Raw genomic sequence first — 24,128 nt, forward strand, 5'->3', positions numbered from 1 at the left:
ATAATAAGCACTATTGTTTGCTATAAAAGCAACCTTATTTTTTTATTCTAAAACTTTCATAACCTACAATTAATTAATTTTCTCATTATTTATACCAATGCTAATACCAATTCTAATATAGTCATAGTTTTTAAATAGAAGTATATGCTTTAATTGGTTGTATTTGATTAACTAAATTTTATTATACTGAAGTGTATAAACATCTTGGAATTGGTATAAGGATTGATTTGGGGTTTGGTATAATATTTTATTTTCTTTTTCATAATTTTAATTATATTTTTTATACTATAAATGGATTGAACCTGGTATAACTTATCATTTAGAAAGTAACAAAGCTATCCATTTTGTTTTTTCATAACTCATAAGCGCTAATTTTAATGTCATTGTAAGAGGTGCTGCTAAAAACATACCAGCAATTCCAAAAATCCATCCCCATACAAGCAATGAAAAAAATACTACTGCTGGTGATAAGTCAAGTCCATCTCCTAAAATTTTTGGCTCAAGCACATTTGATATAAAGTTATTTATAACCAAATACCCAATAGTTATATAAAAAGCTATTTGAATATCATAAGTAATTAGGGCTATTAAAACTCCAGGAATTGCAGCTATAATAGAACCAATTACTGGAATATAATTAAAAATAAAAGCTAAAATTCCAAAAAGATATGCATAAGGGACTTCAAAATATAAAAGCATTAAAGCAACTAAAAGTCCAGTGAAAGCAGATGTAAAAGTCTTTATAATATAATATTTTTGAGTATTTTTAAAAAATAGTTCAAGAGTTTGTTTATTTTTAGCTATAAGAGTTATCTTTTTCCCAAAATTTTTTGATTCAAATATCATAAAGGAAACTCCAATAAATATTACCAAAAATCCAGATAATAAACTCCCTGCCTTAGCTAAAAAAATTTTTATCATAGGTACTAAATTTATATCGCTAAGTAAAGAAATATCAAATTTCAAATTATATTCATTCAAAAACCTATTTACTTCATTAATTATTATTTTTAGTTTTTCATGATAAAATGAAGCATTATTTACAAACTCTCTCAAAGATGAGTTAATTACCATAAACATAGCACTAAAGATCATCACTACAATCAAAGCTGAAAAAACATACCCTACTAAAATGGGAAAACCTCTCTTCTCAAAAAAGTTAACCACAGGATATATTAAAATCGTAAGAAAAATAGACAAAATAAGATAAATTAAAAAAGAAGAGAGAAATTTAAGTCCTATTATAATAATAATAGTAGCTGCAATATATAAAATATTCATCAGTCAATCTTCAATACACTCAAAAATGCTTCTTGTGGAATATTTACCTTTCCTATCGCTTTCATTCTTTTTTTACCCTCTTTTTGTTTTTCAAGAAGTTTTCTTTTTCTACTAATATCTCCACCATAACATTTAGCTGTTACATCTTTTCTAAGAGCCTTTACAGTTTCACGGGCAATGATTTTATTTCCTATGCTTGCTTGAATTGCTACTTCAAAAAGCTGTCTTGGAATAAGTTCTTTCATAACTTTTATAAGTTCTCTACCTTTTCTCTCAGCCTTATCTCTTGGAACTATTACACTTAGAGCATCTACTACCTCACCTGCAACTCTTATATCCATTTTTACTAAATCGCCCTCTTTATAACCAATTGGTTCATAATCAAAACTAGCATAACCTCTTGTTAAAGTTTTTAGTTTATCGTAAAAATCTGTTACTATCTCATTAAGAGGCAATTCATATTCAAGTAATACTCTCTCAGGTGAGAGGTAGTCCATCTTAAGCTGTACTCCTCTTTTTTCATTCAAAAACTGAATTAAATTACCTACATACTCAGCAGGAGTTAAAATTGTAGCTTTTACATAAGGTTCATAAATTTTATCTATTTTATTTACAAGAGGAAGTTCACTAGGATTACTTATTTCTATTTCATTTCCATCAGTTAATTTCACTTTATATGTAACACTTGGAGCAGTTGCAATAAGTTCTATTCCAAACTCACGCTCTAATCTCTCTTTCACTACTTCCATATGAAGCATTCCTAAAAACCCTACCCTAAATCCAAATCCAAGGGCTTGGCTTGTTTCTGGTTCAAAAGTAATAGATGCATCATTTAATTTTAGTTTCTCTAATGCATCTCTTAAATCATCATATTTATCAGTGTCAATTGGATAAATTCCTGCGAATACAAAACTTTTTGCTTCTTCAAATTCACTTGCTGGCTCACTTGCTGGATTTTTAGCACTAGTTATAGTATCACCTACTCTAATATCGGCTACATTTTTAAGTCCCATTACCACAACGCCAATTTCACCGGTTTTTATTTCATCTGTTTTTAATTTTTTAAGAGGATGTGGATAAAAAAGCTCAAGTACTTTATGTTTTTTACCAGTACCCATTACAAGTACTTCTTCGCCTTTTTTAATAGACCCATCAAATACCCTAACTAAACAAATAGCTCCAAGATAATTATCAAACCAACTATCATAAATAAGAGCTTTTGTAGGAGCATTTGGATCGCCATTTGGTGCTGGGATTCTCTCAATTATTGCATCAAGTAATTCTTCAATTCCAATTCCAGCTTTTGCACTAACTAAAATAGCTTCACTTGCATCAATTCCAATAGTTTGTTCAATCTCTTCTGCAACACGCTCTGGTTCTGCACTTGGAAGGTCTATTTTATTAATAACCGGAATAATTTCAAGATCATTTTCAACTGCCATATAAACATTTGCTAAAGTTTGAGCTTCAACCCCTTGAGTCGCATCTACTACAAGTAACGCTCCCTCACTACTTTTTAAAGATTTGCTAACTTCATAAGAAAAATCAACATGTCCTGGTGTATCTATAAGATTTAAAATATGCCCTTTATAATTTAACCTTACACTTTGAGCTTTAATAGTAATCCCTCTTTCTTTTTCTATATCCATAGTATCTAATAATTGGTCTTCTTTTTCTCTATCAGTTACACCTCCACAAAATTCTATAAGTCTATCAGCAAGTGTACTTTTTCCATGGTCTATATGAGCAATAATTGAAAAATTTCTAATTTTATCTTGCATAAAATCGCCTTTTTTATCGTAATTATAACACATTGAAAATAGAGAATATAGTATCCAATTAGTCTGGGAAATAAAGAATAAAAAATTAAGTATTAGTAATAAATGTTGTTAATTTTTCTAAAAAATATACTTTAAAATTATTGACACAAATTGACTAAAATTTGTATAATTATAGTACATTAAAACTTAAGGAGGCTCAAATGAAAAAATTATTAACATCTATAGCACTCGCAGGATTACTTGTAAATAGTGCAATTGCAGCAGATAATAAAACAAATACAGTAAGTAAAAATGCTGTAATCAAAGCAGAAAAAAACGCTCAAAATACTCAATTAGTAAAAGAAGCAATCAGAGCAATTCAATACACTCAAGATGCTTTAATTTACTTAAATGCAAATAAAACAAATAGTGCTAAAAAAGCTTTAAAAGATGCAATTGGAGAACTTGCAATAGTTTTAAATGCACCAAATGCTCCATATTTATTACCAGTAGATATTCAAATTGAAGCTTATGAGTTTAAAGGCAGAATTCAAGATATAGCTAAAATGGTAGCTAATGCAAAAATCTTGGTAACAGAAAACAAACTCCCGGAAGCTAGAGAAATATTAAACTCTTTAAGAGATGAAATCGTAATTAAAACGATTAACTTGCCTCTTGCAACATATCCAGCAGCTTTACAACTAGCTATAAGATATTTAAATGAAGGAAAAATAAAAGAAGCAAAAGATGTTCTTTCAATGGCACTTTCTACACTTGTAGAAATAAACACAATTATTCCTATTCCTATAGTAAAAGCTGAAGGACTTGTAATAGAGGCAAGTAAAACTATTAAAAAAGACAAAAAGCAAGCAATAAAATACTTAGAAGAAGCTAAACATCAATTAAAACTTGGAGAGCTTTTAGGATATACTAGTAAAAGTGAAACAACATATAAAATGCTTGAAAAAGAAATTAAAAAACTTGAAAAAGAAATTAAAGCTAATCATAAAACAAAAGGATTATTCCAAGAATTGTTACAAAAACTTAAAGAATTTAAAGAAAAAGCTATCCAGCAAATTAGCAAATAATTGCTTTTTCTTTTTCTTATACCAAAAGCTATTTAAAAAAAGTAATTTAAATTTAAAGTATACACATTTGGGGTCAGTTAATAACTTCAACAAAATCTAAAACTTTTCTACAAAAAAGACAAAAAAATCCGCCAAAAGAAAAATAAAGTTTTTACTTTTTCTTCTTTTTAGGCGGTGTTACTAAAAGATTTATATAATTTCCTTCAAGTTTTGGTTCATTTTGTTTTTCAGCAACATCTTTTAACATATCCCAAACTCTATTTATTACTTCAAAACCTTTTTCAGGTGTAGCCAGCTCACGACCTCTTAAGAAAACTCTAAGTTTAACATGCTTTCCTTTTTCAAGAAACTCTCTAGCATGTTTTACTTTATAGTTTATATCATTTTCTTGAATTTTTGAAGTAAATTTAATCTCTTTTACTTCAATTTTTACTTGTTTTTTCTTTGCTTCTTTTTTCTTTCTTTCTTGTTCGTATTTATATTTTCCATAGTCCATTACTTTAGCAACAGGTGGATTTGCATTTGGTGCTACTAATACTAAATCAAGGCCTTTATTATATGCTATTTCAAGAGCTTTTGCAGAGTCTACTATTTTTGGTTCACCTTCCCCATCTACTAATCTCACTCTATCAGTAAAATCAATAATATCTTCATTGATTAACGTTTTTTCAACTTTACTCATAGTTTTACCTCACATAAGTTTTTTATCATTTCCACGAACTCTCCTTTTTCCATTTTGTATTGTTCTCTTTTTCTTCTATCTCTAATTGCAACTGTGCCATCACTAACCTCTTCATCACCAATAATTACAACGTATGCTACACGTTGCTTTTCTGCATTTCTAATTCTTTTATTAAGTGAATCATTGCTTGCAAAAATTTCTGTCTTAATATCGTCATTTAATAATTCTTTTTGAATATTTTTTGCATATTCAATATGTTTCTCACTGATAGGTACAAAAATAGCTTTAATAGGAGCTAAGAATATCGGAAATTCTCCTGCGTAATGTTCTGTAAGAATAGCAATAAATCTCTCAAAACTTCCAATAATAGCCCTATGAATCATAACAGGACGTTTTCTTTCATTGTTTTCATCAACATAACTTATGTCAAATCTTTCTGGTAAATTAAAATCTACCTGAATAGTTCCACATTGCCATTTTCTACCAATAGCATCAGTTATTTTAATATCTATTTTTGGTCCATAAAATGCTCCGCCACCCTCATCAATTCCATAGTTTCTTCCTAATTTATTAAGAGCAGACTTTAGTGCATTTGTAGCTTTTTCCCAAATTTCATCACTTCCAATTGATTTTTCTGGCCTTGTTGAAATTTCCATCTCATATTCAAACCCAAACTTTTTCATTATAGAATCAACAAAATCAAGTACTTTTATAACTTCTTCCTCTATTTGATCAGGTCTACAAAAAATATGAGCATCATCTTGAGTAAATTCTCTAACTCTAAGTAATCCGTGCAGTACTCCACTTTTTTCATGTCTATGAACAGTTCCAAACTCAAAAAGTCTTAGAGGTAACTCTTTATAGCTTCTAGTTTTATGTCCAAAAATTCTAACATGAGATAGACAGTTCATAGGTTTAATACCATACTCTTCTGGTGCTTTTGAAGGATCATCATGCTCAATTTCTGTAAAGTACATATTTTCTTTATAATTGTAATAATGTCCAGAAATTTTCCACATTTCACTTTTAAGAAGTTCTGGTCCTATTACTGGGTCATATTCACGTCTAATATGAGCTGAGAAAAGTAGCTTTTCAAGGTTGCTTCTTAGCATTGCTCCACGTGGCAGCCAAATTGGCATACCAGGAGCCACTTCTTCATCAAATAGCCAAAGTTCAAGCTCTTTACCTAATTTTCTATGATCTCTTTTTGCTGCTTCTTCAAGCATTTTTAAATAACTTTGAAGCGCTTCTTTTGTAGCAAAAGCAGTACCGTAAATTCTAGTTAACATTTCTCGGCTTGAATCACCCCCAAGATATGCACCTGCTACTTTTTGAAGTTTTACATTCTGAAGATATTTTGTATTTGGAAGATGAGGACCGCGACAGAGATCTTCAAAATCACCTTGTTTATAAATTGACACCTCATCACTTGGTATCATTTTAAGAACTTCTTGCTTTAGTTCATCATCTTTAAATTTTTCTATTGCCTCAGCTTTACTTATTTCATATCTTGTAATATCATATTTTTTCTTAGCAAGAGCTTTCATTTTTTTTTCGATATTTTTTAAATCTTTATCACTAATTGGCTCACTAGTTTTCAAATCATAATAAAAACCATTTTCAATAGTAGGTCCTACATAAAACTTTGCATCTGGAAAAATTTCTTTTATAGCTTGTGCCATTAAGTGTGCAGCTGAATGTCTAATAATCTCAAGAGCATCTTCACTATCATCAAAATAAATCGGCGTTGCGTCTTTTATATCTATATTTTTTGCCTCAATAGTTTGCAAATCTATAATATTATCCCCTATTTTATAACCAATAATATCACTCATTAAAATCCTTTTAAAGTTTTTGAAAAATTTATATTGTAGTTAAAAGTAGAAATAAGAAGAATATTAACCAAGCAAACCCCTCATTTTTGTAATACAAAATATTTTAAAATTTTTCCTTTCCATTATCAATTAGTATATTCTCCTTTTTAATTAAATTTTATCTGAAAAGTTTTTTAATGTCAATTTTAAAGTATATAAATTTATTAAAAGTGTTACTATGGTGGTCGCAGCTACAATATTAAATTTATTAATTTTTATTGTAATTGCGGCACTTTATAAAGGATATTTTTCAACTATCCCCTATCTATACCCTTAAAATATAAGGCATTGCAAACACAAATATTTGCAAAGTAATTATAATAGATTATTTGAAATTAGTAAAGAGAAAAGTTTTTAAAAATTTAATTATCTCATAGCAACCTGTTTTAACTTTTCTAAATTTAACCCTTTATTCTCTTCTAATAAAATAAAAAACATAAGCAACACATCTTATGAATTTCATAAGCAACCCCTCTTATGACTAACTTCAAATTATTAAATTTTGATACAATAAAAGTTTTATTTTTCAAACTCCACCCTGCAAGTATATCCACCCCCACTTAAATTATGCGTAACCTTTTTAATACTATACTCTCCATCATCTTCACCAAAGCTTGTTAATACTAAAATTCCACCTGCTCTTATTTCTTTTCCTACAATAGTTAAATTACCAGTAATAATTCCTTTATTTAGCATTTCATAATAACTTTTAGCTGTCTTATATGCTTCTGCTTCACTTTTAAAACTATCTTGAAAAATATATTGAGGCTCACCTGATAAATAAGTTATTTCTTTTTGTTTATTTTCTTTTGTATCATGATAAATTGCTTTTACACTTTTATACATTGTTTTAGCATTATATTTTATAGAATAACTTATAACTTCTTTTATATCTACTTCAAATTTAGGTAAACTCTCATTTTCTTGTTTTGTTTTAATAAAAATAATAGTGTCATTTTTAATATTAAATTGTGCATTAAGTTGTTTTGCAAGTCTTGTTAGAAGATTCAAATCACTCTCATTTGTTTGGGCTAAATGTTTAAAAGTAAAATCAATATCGCATTTTGATTTAAGATTATTTTCTGCTGCAAGTTTTGATATTAATTCACAAACTTTAATATTTTCAAAGCTTCTGTTATATTTTTTCTTTAAAGAATTAGTAAAGTTTGTAGCAGTAGCTTTAATAGTTAAATCACTTTGTGTTTTTGTAGTTGTTTGGACAATATATATTCCATAATATTTATCTTGTATCCAAACTTTTAATTCATCTCCATAACTTGGTCTTTTAAAATCGTTTCTAACTTTTAATGTTATTTCATCTGCACTAATACCTACTTCATCTATTAAAGATAAAGAGATAAGATTTTTTTGAATAGTTTCGGTTATATCTTTGTTATTTGCAATTATTTTAAAATTTACCATAAAGTTTTATCCTCTTTTAAAGATTCAATTACAATATCAGGCAAATAAACCTTATCAAATGCTTCAAGTTCAATTTTATTAAGTAGATGTGAATTTACTTCAAGCACTTTATTTACTACATCCTGATTAAGTGTTTTATATTCACGATAAATAATTTGGTCTAATCTTTCGCCTTGTGTTGCAATATATTCTCTCATTCGTAATACCTTTTAAGTTTAATTGAGAATTCTTGTTTAATTGCTCCACCTTTTATAAACTTTTTTCGCCCTATACTAATAGAAGTGATAATAACTTTTATACTTCCTTGAATAGTTGTAAACCTTATAGGCTCTTTTTTTCTTGCAATCTGTTTTAAAGTTTCAAAAATATTATTGCTTTTAAGTAAATACCAACCCTTTATTTCAAATTCATTATTTTCTTTTTCAATATCCTGATAATATGGATTATTTGCTACTCTTTTAATTTCAGCAAAAGGATAATTTTCAACTTCACTAATATCGCTAATTTCTTTTTCTGTAAATACAAAATCTCCCAATTTACATAACATCAGCTAAAGCCCTTTCTTTTTTGTTTTCTTCAATTTCTTCTATTAAATGAGGTAGAATAGTTTTTATTTTATCTATTATTTCATTTGTGTTTTGTCCTGTAACATTTATATTTATTGTATAAGAATTAGTAGTATTAACACTATTTGTAGCAACATTAGTTGTTGTAGCAGAAGGTATATTTCTTCTTCTATTTATAGCCTCTTTTGGTGTAACTTGTGGTATATTTTTTGTAGAGATTTTAGGTGCTTTAAATTTAGCAATTTTAATTTCTTTACTTTCTTGTTTTATATTTAAATCTTTTTCATCATCCCCAAAACCAAAGAAACTTTTAACTTTACTTGCAATATTTGTAACCCATTTTATTTTATCTGTTATCCATCCAAGTATTTTATCCCAACCTTTTTTTATAAAATTCACAGGAGACATAAAGATATTAGCGAGAAAAGTTACACCTTTTGAAAATCCTGCCTTTAAGTTGTTCCAAAAATTATTAAAAAAGCTGACTATACTATCCCAATGATTAATTATAAGTCCAATAGGAGACCAAGAAAATACCTCTTTAATAAATCCCCATACAGCATTAACTCCATCTCTAAACCAAGCAAATTTATTATACATATAAATAACACCAGCAACTAAAGCTATAATAGCAGTAATTACTAACCCAATAGGATTAGCTTTAAGTGCAAGGTTAAAGATTCTAACGGCAAAAGCTGCGGCTTTTGTAGCAATAGAATAACTTTTGATTGCAAACTCAGCTGTTTTTAATATTGCAGTTTTTATACTTAATGCTCCACTTAAAAAACTAATTCCTGTAATAAATGCACTTAAAGCAATTCCAACTGTCCCTAAAATAGCAGCTAATGCTCCAAGACCAGCAACTGCATACAAAATATATTTTACAAAAGAATTTGAATTTGCAACTTTATCAAGCCACATAGCAAGTTTACCTAATTTATCACTCACAAAACTAACAGCTGGTGCTAAAAATTTCCCAAATGTTGCTGCTAAATTACTAATTCTTTGTTGCAATATTTCAAACTCTTTACCTCTATTTCTTGCTTTAGCCATTTGTTTAACATTATCTAATGTTGCGTTAGATAGTTCTTTTTGAGATTTAGTAAGGTCATCTGTCTTATGATAAAGTGCAGTAATTATTTTTACTGCCTCCTCACTTCCAAATGCCTGTTTTAGCATATTCATTTCATTTGCGTCTAAAGTTTCTCCAAATTTAGATTTTACCCTTTTTAATATTTCTACCATTGGTAATAGCTTACCTGTGCTATCAGTAAATACTAATCCTAACTTATTTTGTGCATTAACAACATTTGCTAAAAAAGCTCTATAAGCAGTCCCTGCTTCTGCGGCAGAGTTAAATGCACTTTTTGCATTACCAATGATTGAAAGCTCTTCACTTAAACTAACTCCAAAACTTTTAGCAACAGCACCAATATTGCTTATACCTTGCACTAAATCACTACCATCTGTTCTAAATGCTTTAACTGCTAAAGCTATATTTGCACTAAATCTTTTCCCAAATTGAAAGTCTGTTTCATTACTTTTTTTAAAAATACCATACCCAAGTGCAAAAAGTTTGGTCATTTCTGCAACACTACTTTTAGTAGCCTGTGCAGTCATAGCAGCAAGTTTTGTAAACTTAGCAACTCCTTCATCACTTAAAGAAGATATACCACTTTTAATATCATAACTTGCTCTAATAAAATCTGGTGCAGTAATTCCTGCAAACTGATTACTCATCTCTTTTGCGGCTTTTGTAATTTTTTCTATACCAGTATCATTTATTCCTAAACTTGCTAAATCACCTTGAGCTTTTTGAATTTCTTGGTAAGCAGTAATTGTTTGTTTAAGAGGTGCAATAATTGCATTTCCTGCAATAGTTGCAACAGTGGAAACTTTAGCAAGTGTAGAGCCTATTTTTCTTAATTTTTCATTTGTAGCTTCTGCTGCTTGTTTAGCTTCTATTAATTTATTTTTTAATGCAAGTTTTTTTGAATTTAATGTTTCAATTGCATTTGAAGTTCTTTTTAATTCAGTTTTTAATTTATCGCTCTCTTTTTTAGCTTCTTCAAGATTTTTATTAATAGATAGCTTTTTTTTATTAAGTGAAGAGATTTTAGTTTCAATTTTAGTTAGTTTTTTATTAAAAGTTTCTGCTGATATTTTACCTTGTTTGAAGTCTTTTTCTAACTTAAGTTTTTCTTTATTAAGCTGTTTAATCTCTTTATCTATATTTTTAATTGCTTCATAAGCACCTTTTGTTTTTCTTTGCAATTCTTCAAACTTATAATTAAGTCTTAATTTAAACTTTTCAAGACCTTCTAATTTTTTATCTATTTTTGTAATTTCTTTATTTACATTATCAAGTTTAATATTTTTAAATTTACCTGTAAGATTTGTAACAGAATCACTCATTTTAGAAAGAGGCTTAGAAAACATATCAACAGCACTTAAAACTATTCCTAAACTAAGTAGCTTTTCCAAAACTTTTCCTTTTGTGGTATAATAAAATAAAAAGGCTTTTAATGAGTGTAATTATTAAAACTTTATTTATTATTTTGTATATTCTACTTTCAACAATTTTAGCAGGAGTAATTGGAATTGTTTTTAATCTTCCAGATACTCCTTTTGTGTATATCACTCTTTTAACTCTTTTTCTTGGGCTTCCAATATTTCTAAAGCTTTCAAAAAATAAATCTTAATCTTTTTAACTCTCATTTTCATAATATCACTATAACTAAATCTTAATTTCGTAGTTAAAATTACAACTACATCCTCAAAAGGGAGTAGACTAACTCCCTCTACATTAAAAAAGAGCTAAGTTCCTGCACTATAGCCATATAGTTTTTACCAGGCATCTCTCTAAAATCATCAGCACTTAAAGGATGAGAGACTATTAACTTTTCTGCAAGTTCTGTAATAACTTTTCCCATTGCTTTTTTATCTCCACCTGCACTTGCAATCTCCCCTACAAAATCTTCCATATCAGCCCCAAGAGGCTCTCTAAACTCTAATTCATCTACTTTTTTACCATCTATTTCAATTGGTTTTGGTAACTTTACTTTTATTTTATCCATCTACTCTCCTTACATTATTGCGTTTCTAATATCTTCTAAAATATCTTTTCCATCAATTCTTGCAATTACATTTTCCAAATCTGCAAAAATCACTTCTTCACCATCAATTTCTTTTGTGTATTGAATTGGATAGATTTTAATATTTTTCTTTTTAGCGTCTTTTACTTTCGTTGAATTCTCTTCTATATCAAAACTTCCAACCATTGTATGCACAATGGTTTTAGGCTCTCCATCTTCAATTACACTCTCTTTTACAACAAATTTAGCTTTATTTACTTTTTGCATTGCTGTATATGCAACTTTATTAATTGTATTAATATTTATTTCTGCTTCCATAGGCTCAAGCACTCTAATATCTTGCTTAATACCTTGTGGTGTTTCAGCCTTTTGTGTTTTTACAGTTGGCTCTTTAAAGTCTTCAACTTTTCCTAAAAATCCAACCCCCTCTACAAAAGCGTTATAACTTACACTTGCTGCTGGTAATCCCATTTTTTACTCCTTTATGAATTAATTATCTTATAAACAATTGGACTAAATTTATCAACTCTATCAAACTCAACACTTATTAATGTAGGTGTTGGATTTTCTTGTGCTTCTACTTTAAGATAAAACTTACCTTCTGTAATTGCAGTTGGCGTTGTTAAGTCTTCATCTAAATAGATATTAGTCCCTATTAAAACTCTTTTTCCAATCATATCAGCACAAAATGCTTTAATTGTATCTTTTGCCTCTTTTACAGCATATACCCCTCTATCACTATCAATAAATGGAAAAATTGCATCTAATACATCCATAGAGAGCTTATCAAAAATTCTAACTCTTCTTGCATCTTGAAGTAAACTATCTGGACTTGTTGTTTGATAGTTCCAAACTCTTATCCCATTGTATGCAATAAAAGATGTTATTTGATTGTTTGTTAAAAGGTCTGTCTCATCAGGAAGACCCATAATAAATTGAGCTTTATTTTTTGCTTGTTTTACTGGTAAAGTTTTATTACTAAGTGAATAACTCCACCCAACACTTGTAGTTAAATCACTTGCATCTACTACACATCTAAAAACAGATAAAACAAAATTTGCACTAAACTCATCTTCATCATCTTTTAAAACATTCCAATCAATTAAATTTGTAAAAATAGGTGTAAGTCTTTCACTTCCAAAATGATTTCTTTTTTCTATTGCATCGCTCCCATCTGTTGCATCTAAATCAATAAATCCTCTTGCTTTAAGAATATTAATCGTAGCAAGGTATTGATTTGCAATATCTAAATCAGTAGTATAATCAGGCACACTTATAATATCTGGTCTTACACTATAATCACCTGGTGCATTTTTAAGTTCTGCAATTGCATTAATAATATTTGTTTTTAAAACATCTTCGTTATCATCATATTTTGCAACACTTATAATTGTAGGCACAACAATATTATATTTATTGTTAACCCACACAAGATATTTAAATAAATTACCTTTAATCTCCCCATTAGCAATTGCTTTTTTAATATCATCTACACTTCTACCATTTAAAAATCCATCTAATGCTTTTGCAAGAGAATCAAAATAAAAAGTCTTGTTTTCATCAACCTCATTACTAACTAAAACTATTGCAATAGGTTCAGTCGCAGAGACTTTAACAGGTCTTGCTCCTATTGCTTCCCAGCTACTTACTACTCCTCTTGTTATAGGCATTTCCTCTCCTTAAAAGTTTTATTGTGTAAATTCAGGTAACTCAGTTTCAATTGCTTCTAAATCAATTGTTTCATAATTATCAATTGTAACTGTATCTTGCAACTCATACATCTTTTTATAAACCTCTTCTATCCAAGTTTGAATAGCTTTTGCTTCTTCATACCATTCGCTATTTTCATTTGCAGCATAAAGTGCTACTTCTCCCTCACTGTCGTAGTCATACTCTTTTAAAATTTCTTTTACTTTATTTGTAGCAATATTTGCTATTTGCTTTTTAACTTCTTCCAATTCAAGTTCTTTAATTTTTTCTTCTATCTCTTCTTCACTTAAAGAAGATACATACATTATTCCATTTTCTTTATCCATATCTTTAATTAAATAATCTACTTTTAATTCGTTTATAGCTTTAAAAAATGTATTCCTTTGTGCATTTTTTATAGAAATCATTATTAATTACCCCCTTATCCTAAATTAATTTCAGTAACTGCATAATCAGTACTACTACTATAAACAGAAATATCATTTATTTCTTCAAGAATATCTACGCCATCAATATAAGATAATAATTCAACAGAAACACTGACTTTGCCAGGTAAATACTGTTCATCAACATTCACGTTAGGTTGCACATAACAAGTAATAAAATTATCTTGATGATAAAATCTCATTAATGTGTTATTATCTCCACCATAAGGAATTTGCGTAATTTGGTTTATTTGTATAGCAGAAGGACAACAAGATTTTGAAATAGAAATATCACTACCAAAAATTAAACAACAATATCCACCATGTATCTTTATGTTACCTGCAAAAGCACTTATATTTACTTTAAATAATGGTGTCCATTCCCCTGGTCTAATATCTTTAGTAATACCAAAAGTTTTTTTATAAGCTTTAATTTCTTCTAATGTCTCCCCACCAAGCCTCAAAGCATTTCCAACACTAAGTTCACTTCCATCTTCTTTTACTAATATACCATTATCATCAAATTTTAACCCTAAACTCTCAATTTGTGCTTTCAAATCATCTGCTGTTGTTTGAAGAGTTAAAATTTTATTTTGTGTTTCAGTGTCTAATTGTGCAAACACTCCATCATATTTACTTAAAAGCTCCCTTGCATTAGTATTTAAATCAGCGAGTTCTAACGCTAAATCAGCCATCAATTACTCCTTTATCTATTAATTTATTTTCTAAAACAGTTATTCTATTAGTTAAAGCTGTTACAATAGGTAAATAGAGTTCATCAAACTCTGTTTTAGTTATATAATCATTTGCTTTAAATACAATCTCACCAGCCTCTCCACTTACTGCGAATTTAAGAGTTTGAACTCCACCAAGCCCTGTAACAAATGTAATTTCAGGTGTTTCACCCTCGCTTATAATTACATCATCACTATTTACAACTCTTATATACTTCATAGGAGTTGTAATATTTTCATCAACAGGTATTTCAAAAAGTGCTGTTAAAACTCCATCAGCGTCATAGTAAATACTATAAAATTCATATCTTTTAATCTCTTGTTTATTTTCATCTAAAAGTACTGCATATTTAAGATTACTTTTTATATCTTCTTTTATTAATTCAATACCATCATTTGTAGGTAAAAGCATCAAACCTGCCATATTACTGCTCCTTGTAAGTTATTGTTTGTATTTATGTTTAAGTCCATATTTAAGGTGGAATTAATGCTAACATAGCTAACCTTTGCTTGTGGGATATGTATATTGTTTGTAGGTCCTAAATCTATTTCTTTATTTTTATCTATTTTAATTTTTGCACTAAATCCGCTGTAAGTTTTTATCTCTTCATTTAGCTTTAATTCAAACTCAAACCCATCTAAAACAGACCTAACATTTTTATTTTCTTCAATTATTTTTGTAAGTCTTTTATAGTTGTTTTCATCAAATTTAAATTCAACATTATCAGGACTTAAAATTGCTTTAAACTTGTAAGCTTCTCCATTATATTCATACCATTCTTTAATTTCTGCATCAGTATAAGGCTTTAAACTTGCTTTAAAACTTTTTGTAGTTCCTTTATAATTTAATGCACTTATAGCTTCATCTATTGCAATTCTTGCACTCTCTTCATCTAAATTATCAATATTTACTCCAACTTCAAGTGCTAAATAAGGCAGATACTCTTTTATGCAAGTTAAAGGATTTGTATCAAAATATTTATCATCAAGTATTTTTCTTCTATCTTCGCTACTCATTTGAAAATATGCTTTTAACTCTTCACTCGTATAATTAGGAAGCACTGCTTACTCCTAAATTAAAACTAAATTTAACTACCTCATTAAATTCTGTTGTAATTTTTTCAGTAGGAGAATTTAATTCAACATCAATTATATTTTCATCTGTTAGCAAATCATATATTTTAGGTATGCTAAGGTATATATTAAACCTCTCTTCATAGTCTTTAAATTTTTCTTTAACTGCTTCTAAATCAACTAAACTAATATCTTTTGCAATCAATACTGCATCTATTAAAATTTCTTTTATAATAGCTTTTTCAACTTCAACTAAATCAGTTAAAGGTCTAATCTCTTCGCCATTTAAATAATCTCTAACAATATCTGTAATATCCTCATCTGCGTGATAGCAAACTTTTACAATCCCAGCCCCACCATTTCCAACATTTACTTCTTTAACTCTAACATCAGCACTTTTTGCATAAAATTCATACATTAATCTACTACCAGCAGTAGTTCTTCTCTCACGACTTAACCAAATTCTCTCTCTATATCTTTCGTCATCCTCAGGACTTGCTCCATTACTAAAAGGTGTAAGTTGTTTTGCAGTTACTACCCAAGCAATAGGAGTTAAGATTATTTCAGTTTTTATATCTTTAAATTCAATCTCCTCATCAAGCTCTATTATCCCAACTGCACTAATCTCACCAGCTTTAATAACTACATCATCTATTAAATAACTTACATCTTTTCCATTTCCAAGCATTAAGCCTTTTGGTAAAACTACATCATAATCTTGTGCAAGAGAGAGTGTAAATTCAATTTCAGCTTTTGGCTTAATACCAGGTAATCTTTCAACTCCAAATCTTGTAATACCTATATGGTCTAAATTACTACCAGTTGCAAATGCTAAAAATTGCTGTTTTATTCTCTCATTTGTATTAGCAATTAAAAGCATCTCTTCATATGCATCCATTTCAATTAAAGTCATTAAATCATCAGCTTCACTTGGGATATATTCAATTCCTTTACTTGTTAATATCTCTTTTACTCTATTTAATTTTCTCTCAACAATAGCTTCATAATCTGGTGTTTCTATAAGAGTAGGTGCTGGAATATTAAATAAACTCAACTTCTACCTCCAATTCACCATTTTCATCTTCACATAAAATAGTTATAAAGTTTTTATCAACATCAACTTTTTTAATATTCACTTCAGGTAAATTCTTCTCAATTGCTTCATATGTATAGCTTATTGCATTAAGGATAAATTCATCATCAAATGTTTTATCAACTAATGTGTAAAGCAAACTTCCAAAATTAGGTCTCATAACTCTACTACCAAGTGGAGTTAATAAAACTCTTTTAATTGCTTCTTCGGTTAGTATTTTTTTTATCATTTATCCTCCAATAAATACATTAGGACTTCCACTTGCTTGTGTGCTACCACAACTAACACCATCTCCAACCTTTTGTGCAGACCTTCCATTTACAAAAACGCTATTACTTCCAATCATAACCCCACTATGTGTTTCAGGAATATCTGGACAAGTATGAGGAGTAGAACTATCACCTGCTCTTGCTGCAGGAATTCCATTAACAAAAACATCACTGCTTCCTTCAGCTATTGCATGTCCCGGCCAACAACCATGTCCAGCTAAAGCATCTCCTAATCTTGTCATTGCACTCATAATATTCCTTAATTCAAGTTAATCTTGCTTCCTTTAATATTTACAACACCGCCTGCTAAAATATTAATCCCCCCACCAGCTATTAAATTAATACTCAATGGGGCATTTGCAGTAATATTCTCTCCATCACTTTCAATTCTTACACCATTTGCAAAATCAATCACAACTTTTTTATCATCTACACTGCTTGGCTCTTTACAGCCTTTATTGTAAATAGAAGGTAAAATAATCCCACTACTTGCATTCCCAAAAGGACTTAATACCACTACTTGCTGTCCAACACGAATCGGCATCCAAACTTTTACAAAATCATTTGCCCACATTAACACAGGTAAAAAGTCTGTAACTCTCCCAAGTATATTTACCCTTGCAAGAGCTAAACCTAAAGCACTTTTTACCTCTGTTACTGTGCCTATTTGGATTAAGTTACCTATTAATCTTTTAAATTCAGTCATCTTTTCCGCCTCGCAAAATAGATAAAATAGCTTTTATATCTTGCTTTACTTCTTTCATGTCGCTTTCTACATGCGTAAACCTTAAATCTATTTTTTCTAAAATAAGTTCTAATTCACTTTTTTGGACTACATCTTTAAATCTATTATTACAATGGTCTTTTGTTACAAAATTTTCTATATCTTTTCTGGTCACACTATTTTCATTAAAATGTTCAATCTCTCTTTTTAAACTTTCAATATCTTTGTCAATTGCTGTTTTTAATTCTATAAATTCATTCTTCATACTATCTATTTTAGAACCAATTGCATTTGCTTTATTGTGTGCTTCTTCAACTTTTTTTGTTGTTCCTTTTAAAGTTGCCCAAGCTCCACCAATACTAAGCAAAACTGTAGCACCAGTAATAAGTAAACTATGTTCTAAACTAACAATCACTTTTTTATCCTTGCTAAAACTGCATCTTTATCTTTGCTTCCAATACTACTTCCAAAATAAAAACTAAGCACCATACCAAGTGCAGTATTTAACATCCCTAAAAGCAACATTACTACCTCTTTTCTCTCTCCTGTTAAATTTTCACTCACAGACAAATAAAACATAACAAAAGTAGCAATTACTACAATTGTTGCTAAAATCTCAGGGTATATTTTTTTAACAATAGGCACATTTTCATTTGTACTTAAATTTGTATTCATCTCTCTTGCATTTTGTTTATCAGCTAAATACATTTGCAACTTTTGTAAAATAAGCTCTTTATTTTTTATTTCAAACTCTTTTAATTTTTGTAAATCCTCTTTTGTTAAATTTCCTTTTTTATTTAAATCAATTCCTGTTTTATCTTTTATAAACTTAACTGCTTCATCTTTTCCTTTATCAATAAAACTACTAAGTAAACTCATTCCTGCGTCTGCAAGCATTCCAATTAAAGGTATCATCCTAAACTCCTCATAATTTCTGCTAACTCTCTTGCTCTGTTTGGTGTTTGTTTTGCCCATCTACTATCAAGCATTTCATCAGCTGCTTTTTTATAGTCACCGTTTTTAAGAGCTTTCCACATCTTTTTAAATCTTAAAACACCATTTACCCCCATTTGGTAAGCCATATTCGCAATAACTTCTTGTGCTTTTTGCGGTAGTTCTAAATAAAAAGGCTCTCTATCGCTTAATTCAAGAATTTTTTTATCAAGTCTGTGTTGTAGAAGCATTTCAGCTTCTTCTTCTGTAATAGGTAATTTAGTTCCATAGCCAATAGTAGGAATACCTAAACTATCTTTATAAGGCATACCTCTAAAACCTTCGTGTTTTTTAATAGTTTCAATTAAACTCATCAAATCCCCCATTTTTCTGTGTAGTAGGTTATTTCAAGTTCGATTTTTGCAAGCCCAACTAAGTGCTTATCATAAGTAAATTCAATCTCATTACTTTTAAAACTTACATAATCTCCTATTAAAACTTGCTCTTCTAAATCTCTAACAACATTTAAAATGTCTTGTATTTTTTCTCTCAATATCGCAGGAGTTAAATTGTTTTCACTCATTAACAAATCTATTTCAATTTTTAAAGAATGCTTACTGCTCCCGCTTACTTCTTCACTATCAATATTGTCTTCTGTATCTCTTATAATTAAAAGTGGATATTCTTCAATTTCGTGTGGATTAATAACCCATTCATAAAAGTTTTTAATAAATCCACCATTAGCAACATCAAGTGTTTTAAGTCCATTTTTTAGATTATTTATTATTTCTTGTCTTTTCATATAAGAAGTGTATAAAAGAAAAAAATTTTAAGGTAGTCGACTATTTTAAAATCTTGTAGAATTGCTTTTAGAAATAAAAAGTTTTAAGATTAATTCATCTTTTTGCTCTTTTTTAATCACATACCAAGTTTCGTCTCTAAATTTTAGAATATCTCCGTTTTTAATATCTTTAAAATCAGATTTTTTAACTATAAGTGCAGGAGAATAACCCAAGTAGCCATCATCAAGCAGATATTCACTTTTTTCTATAAAAATAGCAGGAAAAAGAGAATTGTTATATTCAACCTCTTCTCCAAACTCATCAAAATTAAAAAAAACATCCAAGTCATCAATTAGATTGTTTTTCAGGCTCACTTGCTTCCTCTATTAATTCTATAATTTCAGCTTTTTTCATTTTAGGTTTTAATTTAATACCTTTTTGTTTAGCTAACTCTTCAAGTTCTTTTACAGTCAGTTTTTCTAAATCCCCCATATTTCCAGATTTATTTCCACTTTTTGCCTTTTTTTGTTGTTCAAATTCATTTTTATTGCTTCTAATAGCCTGCCCTGATAAAATCATTCTATTAGCTAAATCATCTCCAACTTCTAAAATAGAGCCTTTGGGATATTGTTTGCCTTTATAAACAACATCCCTTTTTACTTTTATATACATTGCTTACCTTTATTTATTTAGTAAAAATTTAACTGTCCCAGCAATATTTGCAGCTTTATTTGTAACAGCATGTCCAGCAAAATTATAAGGATTACCATCTGCATCTTTATCATCTGTTGTAAGTACTCTATTTACATCATCAAAATACAATTTATCCCCAACTTTAATCTCTTTACCTTCTGCTGCAATACCTTCAACTACTACATCGCCAACATAAACTGTAATAGTCTCACCTGCTAATCCACTTGTGCCTGCAATAGCTACCATATCACCAAATTTAATAAAATCACCTACCTCTACATTTTCAGTTAAAGTAAAAGGAACTCTATCAGCTCCTTCTTGTCTAATAATTGCTTCTTTCATTTATTCCTCCTTATTATGCACCAGCATTTTTGTAAAGACCTCTAAAGTCTTCAGCAGTAACACCAAAATCAAATACTAATTCATATTCAATTCCAGTAATATTGCTTCTATTAACTTCTTCTACAATAGGTTTTCTGCCTGTTCCTTGTAAATATCCAACTTTAATTGTTTTTTTCATAGCAGCTAAATACCAAGCTTTTGCATCTTCAAGCTCCATATCACTAATTAGTTCAAATGCACCTTTAAATGGATTTGCTACACCTGCATTTTGTGCTTCTACTTTTGCAGTAGAATTAAGAATTTGTAATGCTGCTACTTCAAGCTCAGGCGGCACTAATAAAAATTTTGGAAGTATTCTAAGCTGTCTTCCATCAAAATCTTTTTGTCTCATCATTTTTGTTCTTGCTGCTGCTAAACTATCTGTACTTAATGCTGCACCATCTGCATCATAGTTATTATGTGCTGCATCAAAAATAGGTTTTCCATCGTCCATTACATAATTTGCAAACTCACCTCTGCTTTGCAGTAAATCATAAACAAGTCTATTTTGGAATACCGCAACTTGTTCAATCATATCTTGTAAATCATCTGTAAACATACCTAAATCATCATTTATTAACATCTCTCTTGTAAATGCAAATCTTGCACCGTAAGAGTGTATTCTCCAAGTAATACCTGTTTCTCCTTTTTCTACATATTCAGTTTTTCCAAGCTCTTGCACTTTTTTAAAGTTTGCTCCAAAACTTCCTTTTCTAACTTCTGTTCTTGGTTTAAAGTCTTTAAAATCAACTGCTTGTGTCCATTTTCTAAATGTAACAGGAGCACTTTCAAAACTATCTTGAATAACTTTATTTTGCACATTAGCTAAAATTAATGGAAAATCACTTGTAGTCATTGCCCTTACAAGTTCAGTTTCACTTGCTTCAAGTGGTAATCCTGCAATTTTCCTTACCATATTTTGCACACTCATACCTCTAAACATATCAGCGTCTTTATGTTTTTCACTTGGATTAAATCCAAGTCTAAGCATAAGACCATCACTCATTGCTCTAATCATCTCTTGTCTGTTTTCATCACTTTTTTTACCTGCATATACTTTTGGTTGTTCGCTTGCTCTTGTATCAAGTAGGGCTTTCATAAAATCCTCTTTTGTTTTTGTTTTATCATCTAAAAATCTTTGCACTAACTCTTTATCTGCACCATAAGCGATTGCTAACTCTTGCAATTCACTTCTTCTTTGTAATTCTTTAATTTCAGCTTCTCTTGTTTCAAGTTCTTTAATTTTTGTTTTTAAAGATTCAAGTTCTCTTGTTTGCTCTTCATTTCTTTCTTTTAAATCTTCAAGCTCTTTTAATCTTGCTTGCATTTTTTCTTTATCCAATTTCTCCTCCTTAAAAGTTTTACTTCTTCCAACTGTTGCACCTTTATCAAATCCAACTCCAACAGCACTAACTTCAATTATTTCAAAATCAGTAACTCTAACAATAGGTACTTCACCTTGTTTTTCAATAACTTCAACTTCTTTAACTCTATATCCAACCGATACATCAGTTAAAATCCCCTCTTTGTACTTATTAAAAACTTCAATTGCATCAGGAGTGCTTCCAAATACAACATCAGCTTTTAACTCTCCATTTTCTACACGCACATTTTCAATTTTTCCAATAGCACTATCAACACTTCTGTCGTGGTCTTTAAAAAAAGTTTTTAAATTATCAAACCTTGCACCATTTACATCAAGCTCTTCAATATATTCAAGCTCTCCACAACAATATCTCTCACCTCTATTGTTTTTAGAAATAAGGATAAATGGAATTCTTCTTTCTTTCTCATCAATTAATTTCGTCTGTGGCGATGCTCTTCTTTGTATCTCACTTCCAATTATTTTACTCTTTAGTTTCACTTACTGCCTCCTCTCCTAAAATTTTTTTAATTAGTTCATTCTCTCTCTTTTGTTGGATTAACACTTCCTCAAAATCTTTTCCTCTTTTTGCAATTACTTCGCTTTTTGTAGTAAGACCAAGTGCTAATTCAAGCTCAATTGCTTTCATATCTTTAAGAGGGTCTACCCATTCTCTTGCAGGAGTTACCCATTTAGGTTTTAAATACTTCTGTTTATTTGTAAAGTATCTTTCAGGCTTAATGCTTTTAATTCTCCCAGCTAAGACCATACTATCAAGCCAACTCTCATAAATAGGATTAAGCACATAATCAATCATATGTTGCTGTTCATAATCAAATCTTTTGTTATCTTGTATAATGCTTGCTCTCGCAGAAGAAAAATTAACTTTGCTAAAATCTCTAAAAGCAAGCTCATAACTTACATTTCTTGCAACTGCAAGCATTCTAATTACACTCTCAACAAAATCTTTATAAGTATTACTTACTAAATCAGGGTCAAGTTTTGCAATTTTTTCTCCTTTTCTTAAATAATGCACCATTACACCATTAATCTCTTGTATCTTTTCAAAGTCATCATCCCTTACCCCATTTGCAAATCCGGGAACTCCTTCTTGTTCTACAATATAAGCAATATTTGCTCTTGCTCTTGCTGCTTGTATTGTAGCTGTTTGAAATGCTGCAAAATTTTTTAAATCAATTATTGCTTGCTTGTATTCACTTATACCTCTATATTGTGTAGCTCTTTCTAATTTAAAATAATTAATAACATCCTCAGCAAGAAGTTTTATATATTCAATTTTGCTTTCATAATCTCTATTGTTAATAATATAGTAATAAATAGGTTTTCCATTATCATCAATTTCTACACCATCAATTACATTTACAAAATCCCCGCCAAATTTATTTATTCTATCAGCTTCAATTAATTGTATTTTTAAAGGGAATTTTTTGTCTTTTGTAATTTTTTTATAGATAAGTATTTCGCCATCAACCATTCTTTGCTCTAATATTAGTCTTTGCAAATCGCCAAAATTAAGCCTACCTGTAATGTCACAATTTTCTTTTTTCTCCCATTCTCTCCAAAGTTTCTCAACTTCATCATCAAATTTAGATAAACCAGTTTTACTTTGTAATTTAATGCCTCTTCCTACTACATTATTAACAATAGTTTTATCAATATTAGCCATTATTGGATTATTCTCGTGCAACCATCTTGCTCTTGCTCTTAATATGTCTCTATCAGGACTTGCTGTTACTTCAAAAGGAGAATTAGCATTCCAAAAGTCTTTATTAGCTTTTGTAATTCTTCCGCCCTCATAAAATTTTCTTTTTTTAACACCAAAAAAACTTTTTACCTTAGCTAAAAGAGACAAGTGCTACTCTCCTTTGTGGATTAGAGTTACTTCCAGGAATATAATCTCTTCCATACAATTCAATTTGTTTAATCAATTCATTTTCTCTTTTGTATAAAACATTTAAACTTGCATAAGTTACTTTTCTACCCTCAATCTCATAGCTTTCTACTGCTCCACTTTCAAGTTTAGCAATAGCATTTTGCACTCTATCAAGTTTAACCCCAAGTGTTTCAGCCAAATTTAGCCTTTTTTGCAAATTGTAAATAAAAAAAATTTTTTAAGGTAGTCGACTATAATAAGTTTGATATAATTTTGTGAAAAAGG

Annotated in this window: 31 protein-coding genes; 2 read left to right on the top strand and 29 right to left on the bottom strand. The window is 29.3% G+C overall.

Going from position 1 to position 24,128, the window contains the following annotated elements; translation table 11 throughout:
• Positions 1 to 315 precede the first annotated feature (315 nt).
• Together ACYQ1U_RS03380 and lepA are read right to left on the bottom strand one after the other, a co-directional pair.
• Positions 316 to 1,281 (bottom strand): AI-2E family transporter, encoded by a 966-nt coding sequence (locus tag ACYQ1U_RS03380; RefSeq protein ID WP_459884309.1) that lies wholly within the window; start codon positions 1,279 to 1,281, stop codon positions 316 to 318.
• On the bottom strand, positions 1,281 to 3,062 hold the full coding sequence (lepA, locus tag ACYQ1U_RS03385; RefSeq protein WP_459884311.1) for a translation elongation factor 4: 1,782 nt from the start codon (positions 3,060 to 3,062) through the stop codon (positions 1,281 to 1,283). Before lepA ends, ACYQ1U_RS03380 begins: the two co-directional genes overlap by 1 nt.
• Before the next feature lie 200 nt (positions 3,063 to 3,262).
• Here lepA and ACYQ1U_RS03390 point away from each other — a divergent pair, with 200 nt between their 5' ends.
• Complete coding sequence (locus ACYQ1U_RS03390) at positions 3,263 to 4,129, top strand: YfdX family protein (protein WP_459884313.1); 867 nt, start codon at positions 3,263 to 3,265, stop codon at positions 4,127 to 4,129.
• A gap of 151 nt (positions 4,130 to 4,280) precedes the next feature.
• On the opposite strand, the gene infC is transcribed toward ACYQ1U_RS03390, so the two are convergent.
• The 6 genes from infC to ACYQ1U_RS03420 all read right to left on the bottom strand — a co-directional run bounded on the left by infC (position 4,281) and on the right by ACYQ1U_RS03420 (position 11,157).
• Entirely contained in the window at positions 4,281 to 4,811 is a 531-nt protein-coding gene (gene infC, locus ACYQ1U_RS03395; protein WP_459884317.1) for a translation initiation factor IF-3, read from the bottom strand.
• Entirely contained in the window at positions 4,808 to 6,646 is a 1,839-nt protein-coding gene (thrS, locus tag ACYQ1U_RS03400) for a threonine--tRNA ligase (RefSeq protein WP_459884319.1), read from the bottom strand. Before thrS ends, infC begins: the two co-directional genes overlap by 4 nt.
• Before the next feature lie 558 nt (positions 6,647 to 7,204).
• Entirely contained in the window at positions 7,205 to 8,107 is a 903-nt protein-coding gene (locus ACYQ1U_RS03405; protein ID WP_459884321.1) for a phage late control D family protein, read from the bottom strand.
• The gene (locus tag ACYQ1U_RS03410; protein WP_459884323.1) at positions 8,101 to 8,304 is read right to left on the bottom strand and encodes a tail protein X; all 204 of its coding nucleotides are present in this window, start codon (positions 8,302 to 8,304) and stop codon (positions 8,101 to 8,103) included. The genes ACYQ1U_RS03405 and ACYQ1U_RS03410 overlap by 7 nt, the downstream gene beginning before the upstream one ends.
• Positions 8,301 to 8,654, bottom strand: coding sequence for a phage tail protein (locus ACYQ1U_RS03415; RefSeq protein WP_459884325.1), 354 nt, complete (start codon positions 8,652 to 8,654; stop codon positions 8,301 to 8,303). Before ACYQ1U_RS03415 ends, ACYQ1U_RS03410 begins: the two co-directional genes overlap by 4 nt.
• Positions 8,644 to 11,157, bottom strand: coding sequence for a phage tail tape measure protein (locus tag ACYQ1U_RS03420; protein WP_459884327.1), 2,514 nt, complete (start codon positions 11,155 to 11,157; stop codon positions 8,644 to 8,646). Before ACYQ1U_RS03420 ends, ACYQ1U_RS03415 begins: the two co-directional genes overlap by 11 nt.
• 41 nt (positions 11,158 to 11,198) lie before the next feature.
• Here ACYQ1U_RS03420 and ACYQ1U_RS03425 point away from each other — a divergent pair, with 41 nt between their 5' ends.
• Complete coding sequence (locus ACYQ1U_RS03425; RefSeq protein ID WP_459884329.1) at positions 11,199 to 11,375, top strand: hypothetical protein; 177 nt, start codon at positions 11,199 to 11,201, stop codon at positions 11,373 to 11,375.
• Positions 11,376 to 11,474: 99 nt separating this feature from the next.
• On the opposite strand, the gene ACYQ1U_RS03430 is transcribed toward ACYQ1U_RS03425, so the two are convergent.
• Genes ACYQ1U_RS03430 through ACYQ1U_RS03530 form a run of 21 tightly spaced genes read right to left on the bottom strand, consistent with a single transcriptional unit; the run spans position 11,475 to position 24,042 of the window.
• Complete coding sequence (locus ACYQ1U_RS03430; protein WP_459884331.1) at positions 11,475 to 11,750, bottom strand: phage tail assembly protein; 276 nt, start codon at positions 11,748 to 11,750, stop codon at positions 11,475 to 11,477.
• A gap of 9 nt (positions 11,751 to 11,759) precedes the next feature.
• A complete protein-coding gene (locus ACYQ1U_RS03435; RefSeq protein WP_459884333.1) occupies positions 11,760 to 12,239 on the bottom strand; it encodes a phage major tail tube protein in 480 nt (159 codons plus the stop codon).
• An 11-nt stretch (positions 12,240 to 12,250) separates the two neighbouring features.
• Positions 12,251 to 13,438 (bottom strand): hypothetical protein, encoded by a 1,188-nt coding sequence (locus ACYQ1U_RS03440; RefSeq protein WP_459884336.1) that lies wholly within the window; start codon positions 13,436 to 13,438, stop codon positions 12,251 to 12,253.
• An 18-nt stretch (positions 13,439 to 13,456) separates the two neighbouring features.
• Positions 13,457 to 13,885 (bottom strand): hypothetical protein, encoded by a 429-nt coding sequence (locus ACYQ1U_RS03445; protein ID WP_459884338.1) that lies wholly within the window; start codon positions 13,883 to 13,885, stop codon positions 13,457 to 13,459.
• A 14-nt stretch (positions 13,886 to 13,899) separates the two neighbouring features.
• Positions 13,900 to 14,598, bottom strand: coding sequence for a hypothetical protein (locus ACYQ1U_RS03450; RefSeq protein ID WP_459884340.1), 699 nt, complete (start codon positions 14,596 to 14,598; stop codon positions 13,900 to 13,902).
• A complete protein-coding gene (locus ACYQ1U_RS03455; protein ID WP_459884343.1) occupies positions 14,591 to 15,061 on the bottom strand; it encodes a hypothetical protein in 471 nt (156 codons plus the stop codon). The genes ACYQ1U_RS03450 and ACYQ1U_RS03455 overlap by 8 nt, the downstream gene beginning before the upstream one ends.
• Positions 15,049 to 15,699, bottom strand: coding sequence for a phage tail protein I (locus ACYQ1U_RS03460; protein WP_459884345.1), 651 nt, complete (start codon positions 15,697 to 15,699; stop codon positions 15,049 to 15,051). Before ACYQ1U_RS03460 ends, ACYQ1U_RS03455 begins: the two co-directional genes overlap by 13 nt.
• Positions 15,689 to 16,765 carry a baseplate J/gp47 family protein gene (locus tag ACYQ1U_RS03465; RefSeq protein WP_459884347.1) on the bottom strand — a complete coding sequence of 359 codons (1,077 nt, stop codon included), beginning with the start codon at positions 16,763 to 16,765 and terminating at the stop codon, positions 15,689 to 15,691. Before ACYQ1U_RS03465 ends, ACYQ1U_RS03460 begins: the two co-directional genes overlap by 11 nt.
• Positions 16,752 to 17,033 (bottom strand): GPW/gp25 family protein, encoded by a 282-nt coding sequence (locus tag ACYQ1U_RS03470; RefSeq protein ID WP_459884350.1) that lies wholly within the window; start codon positions 17,031 to 17,033, stop codon positions 16,752 to 16,754. Before ACYQ1U_RS03470 ends, ACYQ1U_RS03465 begins: the two co-directional genes overlap by 14 nt.
• Positions 17,034 to 17,324 carry a PAAR domain-containing protein gene (locus ACYQ1U_RS03475; RefSeq protein WP_459884352.1) on the bottom strand — a complete coding sequence of 97 codons (291 nt, stop codon included), beginning with the start codon at positions 17,322 to 17,324 and terminating at the stop codon, positions 17,034 to 17,036. It lies immediately after the preceding gene.
• An 8-nt stretch (positions 17,325 to 17,332) separates the two neighbouring features.
• The gene (locus ACYQ1U_RS03480) at positions 17,333 to 17,779 is read right to left on the bottom strand and encodes a phage baseplate assembly protein V (protein ID WP_459884355.1); all 447 of its coding nucleotides are present in this window, start codon (positions 17,777 to 17,779) and stop codon (positions 17,333 to 17,335) included.
• Entirely contained in the window at positions 17,772 to 18,212 is a 441-nt protein-coding gene (locus tag ACYQ1U_RS03485; protein ID WP_459884358.1) for a hypothetical protein, read from the bottom strand. Before ACYQ1U_RS03485 ends, ACYQ1U_RS03480 begins: the two co-directional genes overlap by 8 nt.
• A complete protein-coding gene (locus ACYQ1U_RS03490) occupies positions 18,209 to 18,712 on the bottom strand; it encodes a hypothetical protein (RefSeq protein ID WP_459884361.1) in 504 nt (167 codons plus the stop codon). Before ACYQ1U_RS03490 ends, ACYQ1U_RS03485 begins: the two co-directional genes overlap by 4 nt.
• Positions 18,709 to 19,104 (bottom strand): glycoside hydrolase family protein, encoded by a 396-nt coding sequence (locus ACYQ1U_RS03495; RefSeq protein ID WP_459884363.1) that lies wholly within the window; start codon positions 19,102 to 19,104, stop codon positions 18,709 to 18,711. Before ACYQ1U_RS03495 ends, ACYQ1U_RS03490 begins: the two co-directional genes overlap by 4 nt.
• Positions 19,104 to 19,532, bottom strand: a complete 429-nt coding sequence (locus ACYQ1U_RS03500; RefSeq protein ID WP_459884367.1) for a hypothetical protein — start codon at positions 19,530 to 19,532, stop codon at positions 19,104 to 19,106. The genes ACYQ1U_RS03495 and ACYQ1U_RS03500 overlap by 1 nt, the downstream gene beginning before the upstream one ends.
• 45 nt (positions 19,533 to 19,577) lie before the next feature.
• Complete coding sequence (locus tag ACYQ1U_RS03505; RefSeq protein ID WP_459884369.1) at positions 19,578 to 19,886, bottom strand: head-tail joining protein; 309 nt, start codon at positions 19,884 to 19,886, stop codon at positions 19,578 to 19,580.
• Positions 19,861 to 20,184: a hypothetical protein gene (locus ACYQ1U_RS03510; protein ID WP_459884371.1), complete on the bottom strand. Its 324-nt coding sequence runs from the start codon at positions 20,182 to 20,184 to the stop codon at positions 19,861 to 19,863. The genes ACYQ1U_RS03505 and ACYQ1U_RS03510 overlap by 26 nt, the downstream gene beginning before the upstream one ends.
• A 9-nt stretch (positions 20,185 to 20,193) precedes the next feature.
• On the bottom strand, positions 20,194 to 20,547 hold the full coding sequence (locus tag ACYQ1U_RS03515; RefSeq protein WP_459884373.1) for a DUF2190 family protein: 354 nt from the start codon (positions 20,545 to 20,547) through the stop codon (positions 20,194 to 20,196).
• A gap of 13 nt (positions 20,548 to 20,560) precedes the next feature.
• Positions 20,561 to 22,450 (bottom strand): phage major capsid protein, encoded by a 1,890-nt coding sequence (locus tag ACYQ1U_RS03520; RefSeq protein WP_459884375.1) that lies wholly within the window; start codon positions 22,448 to 22,450, stop codon positions 20,561 to 20,563.
• Positions 22,434 to 23,822 (bottom strand): phage portal protein, encoded by a 1,389-nt coding sequence (locus tag ACYQ1U_RS03525; protein ID WP_459884377.1) that lies wholly within the window; start codon positions 23,820 to 23,822, stop codon positions 22,434 to 22,436. Before ACYQ1U_RS03525 ends, ACYQ1U_RS03520 begins: the two co-directional genes overlap by 17 nt.
• Positions 23,806 to 24,042 (bottom strand): hypothetical protein, encoded by a 237-nt coding sequence (locus tag ACYQ1U_RS03530; RefSeq protein ID WP_459884379.1) that lies wholly within the window; start codon positions 24,040 to 24,042, stop codon positions 23,806 to 23,808. Before ACYQ1U_RS03530 ends, ACYQ1U_RS03525 begins: the two co-directional genes overlap by 17 nt.
• Between the last annotated feature and the right edge of the window lie 86 nt (positions 24,043 to 24,128).

The sequence above is a fragment of the Caminibacter profundus genome (genome assembly GCF_054657155.1).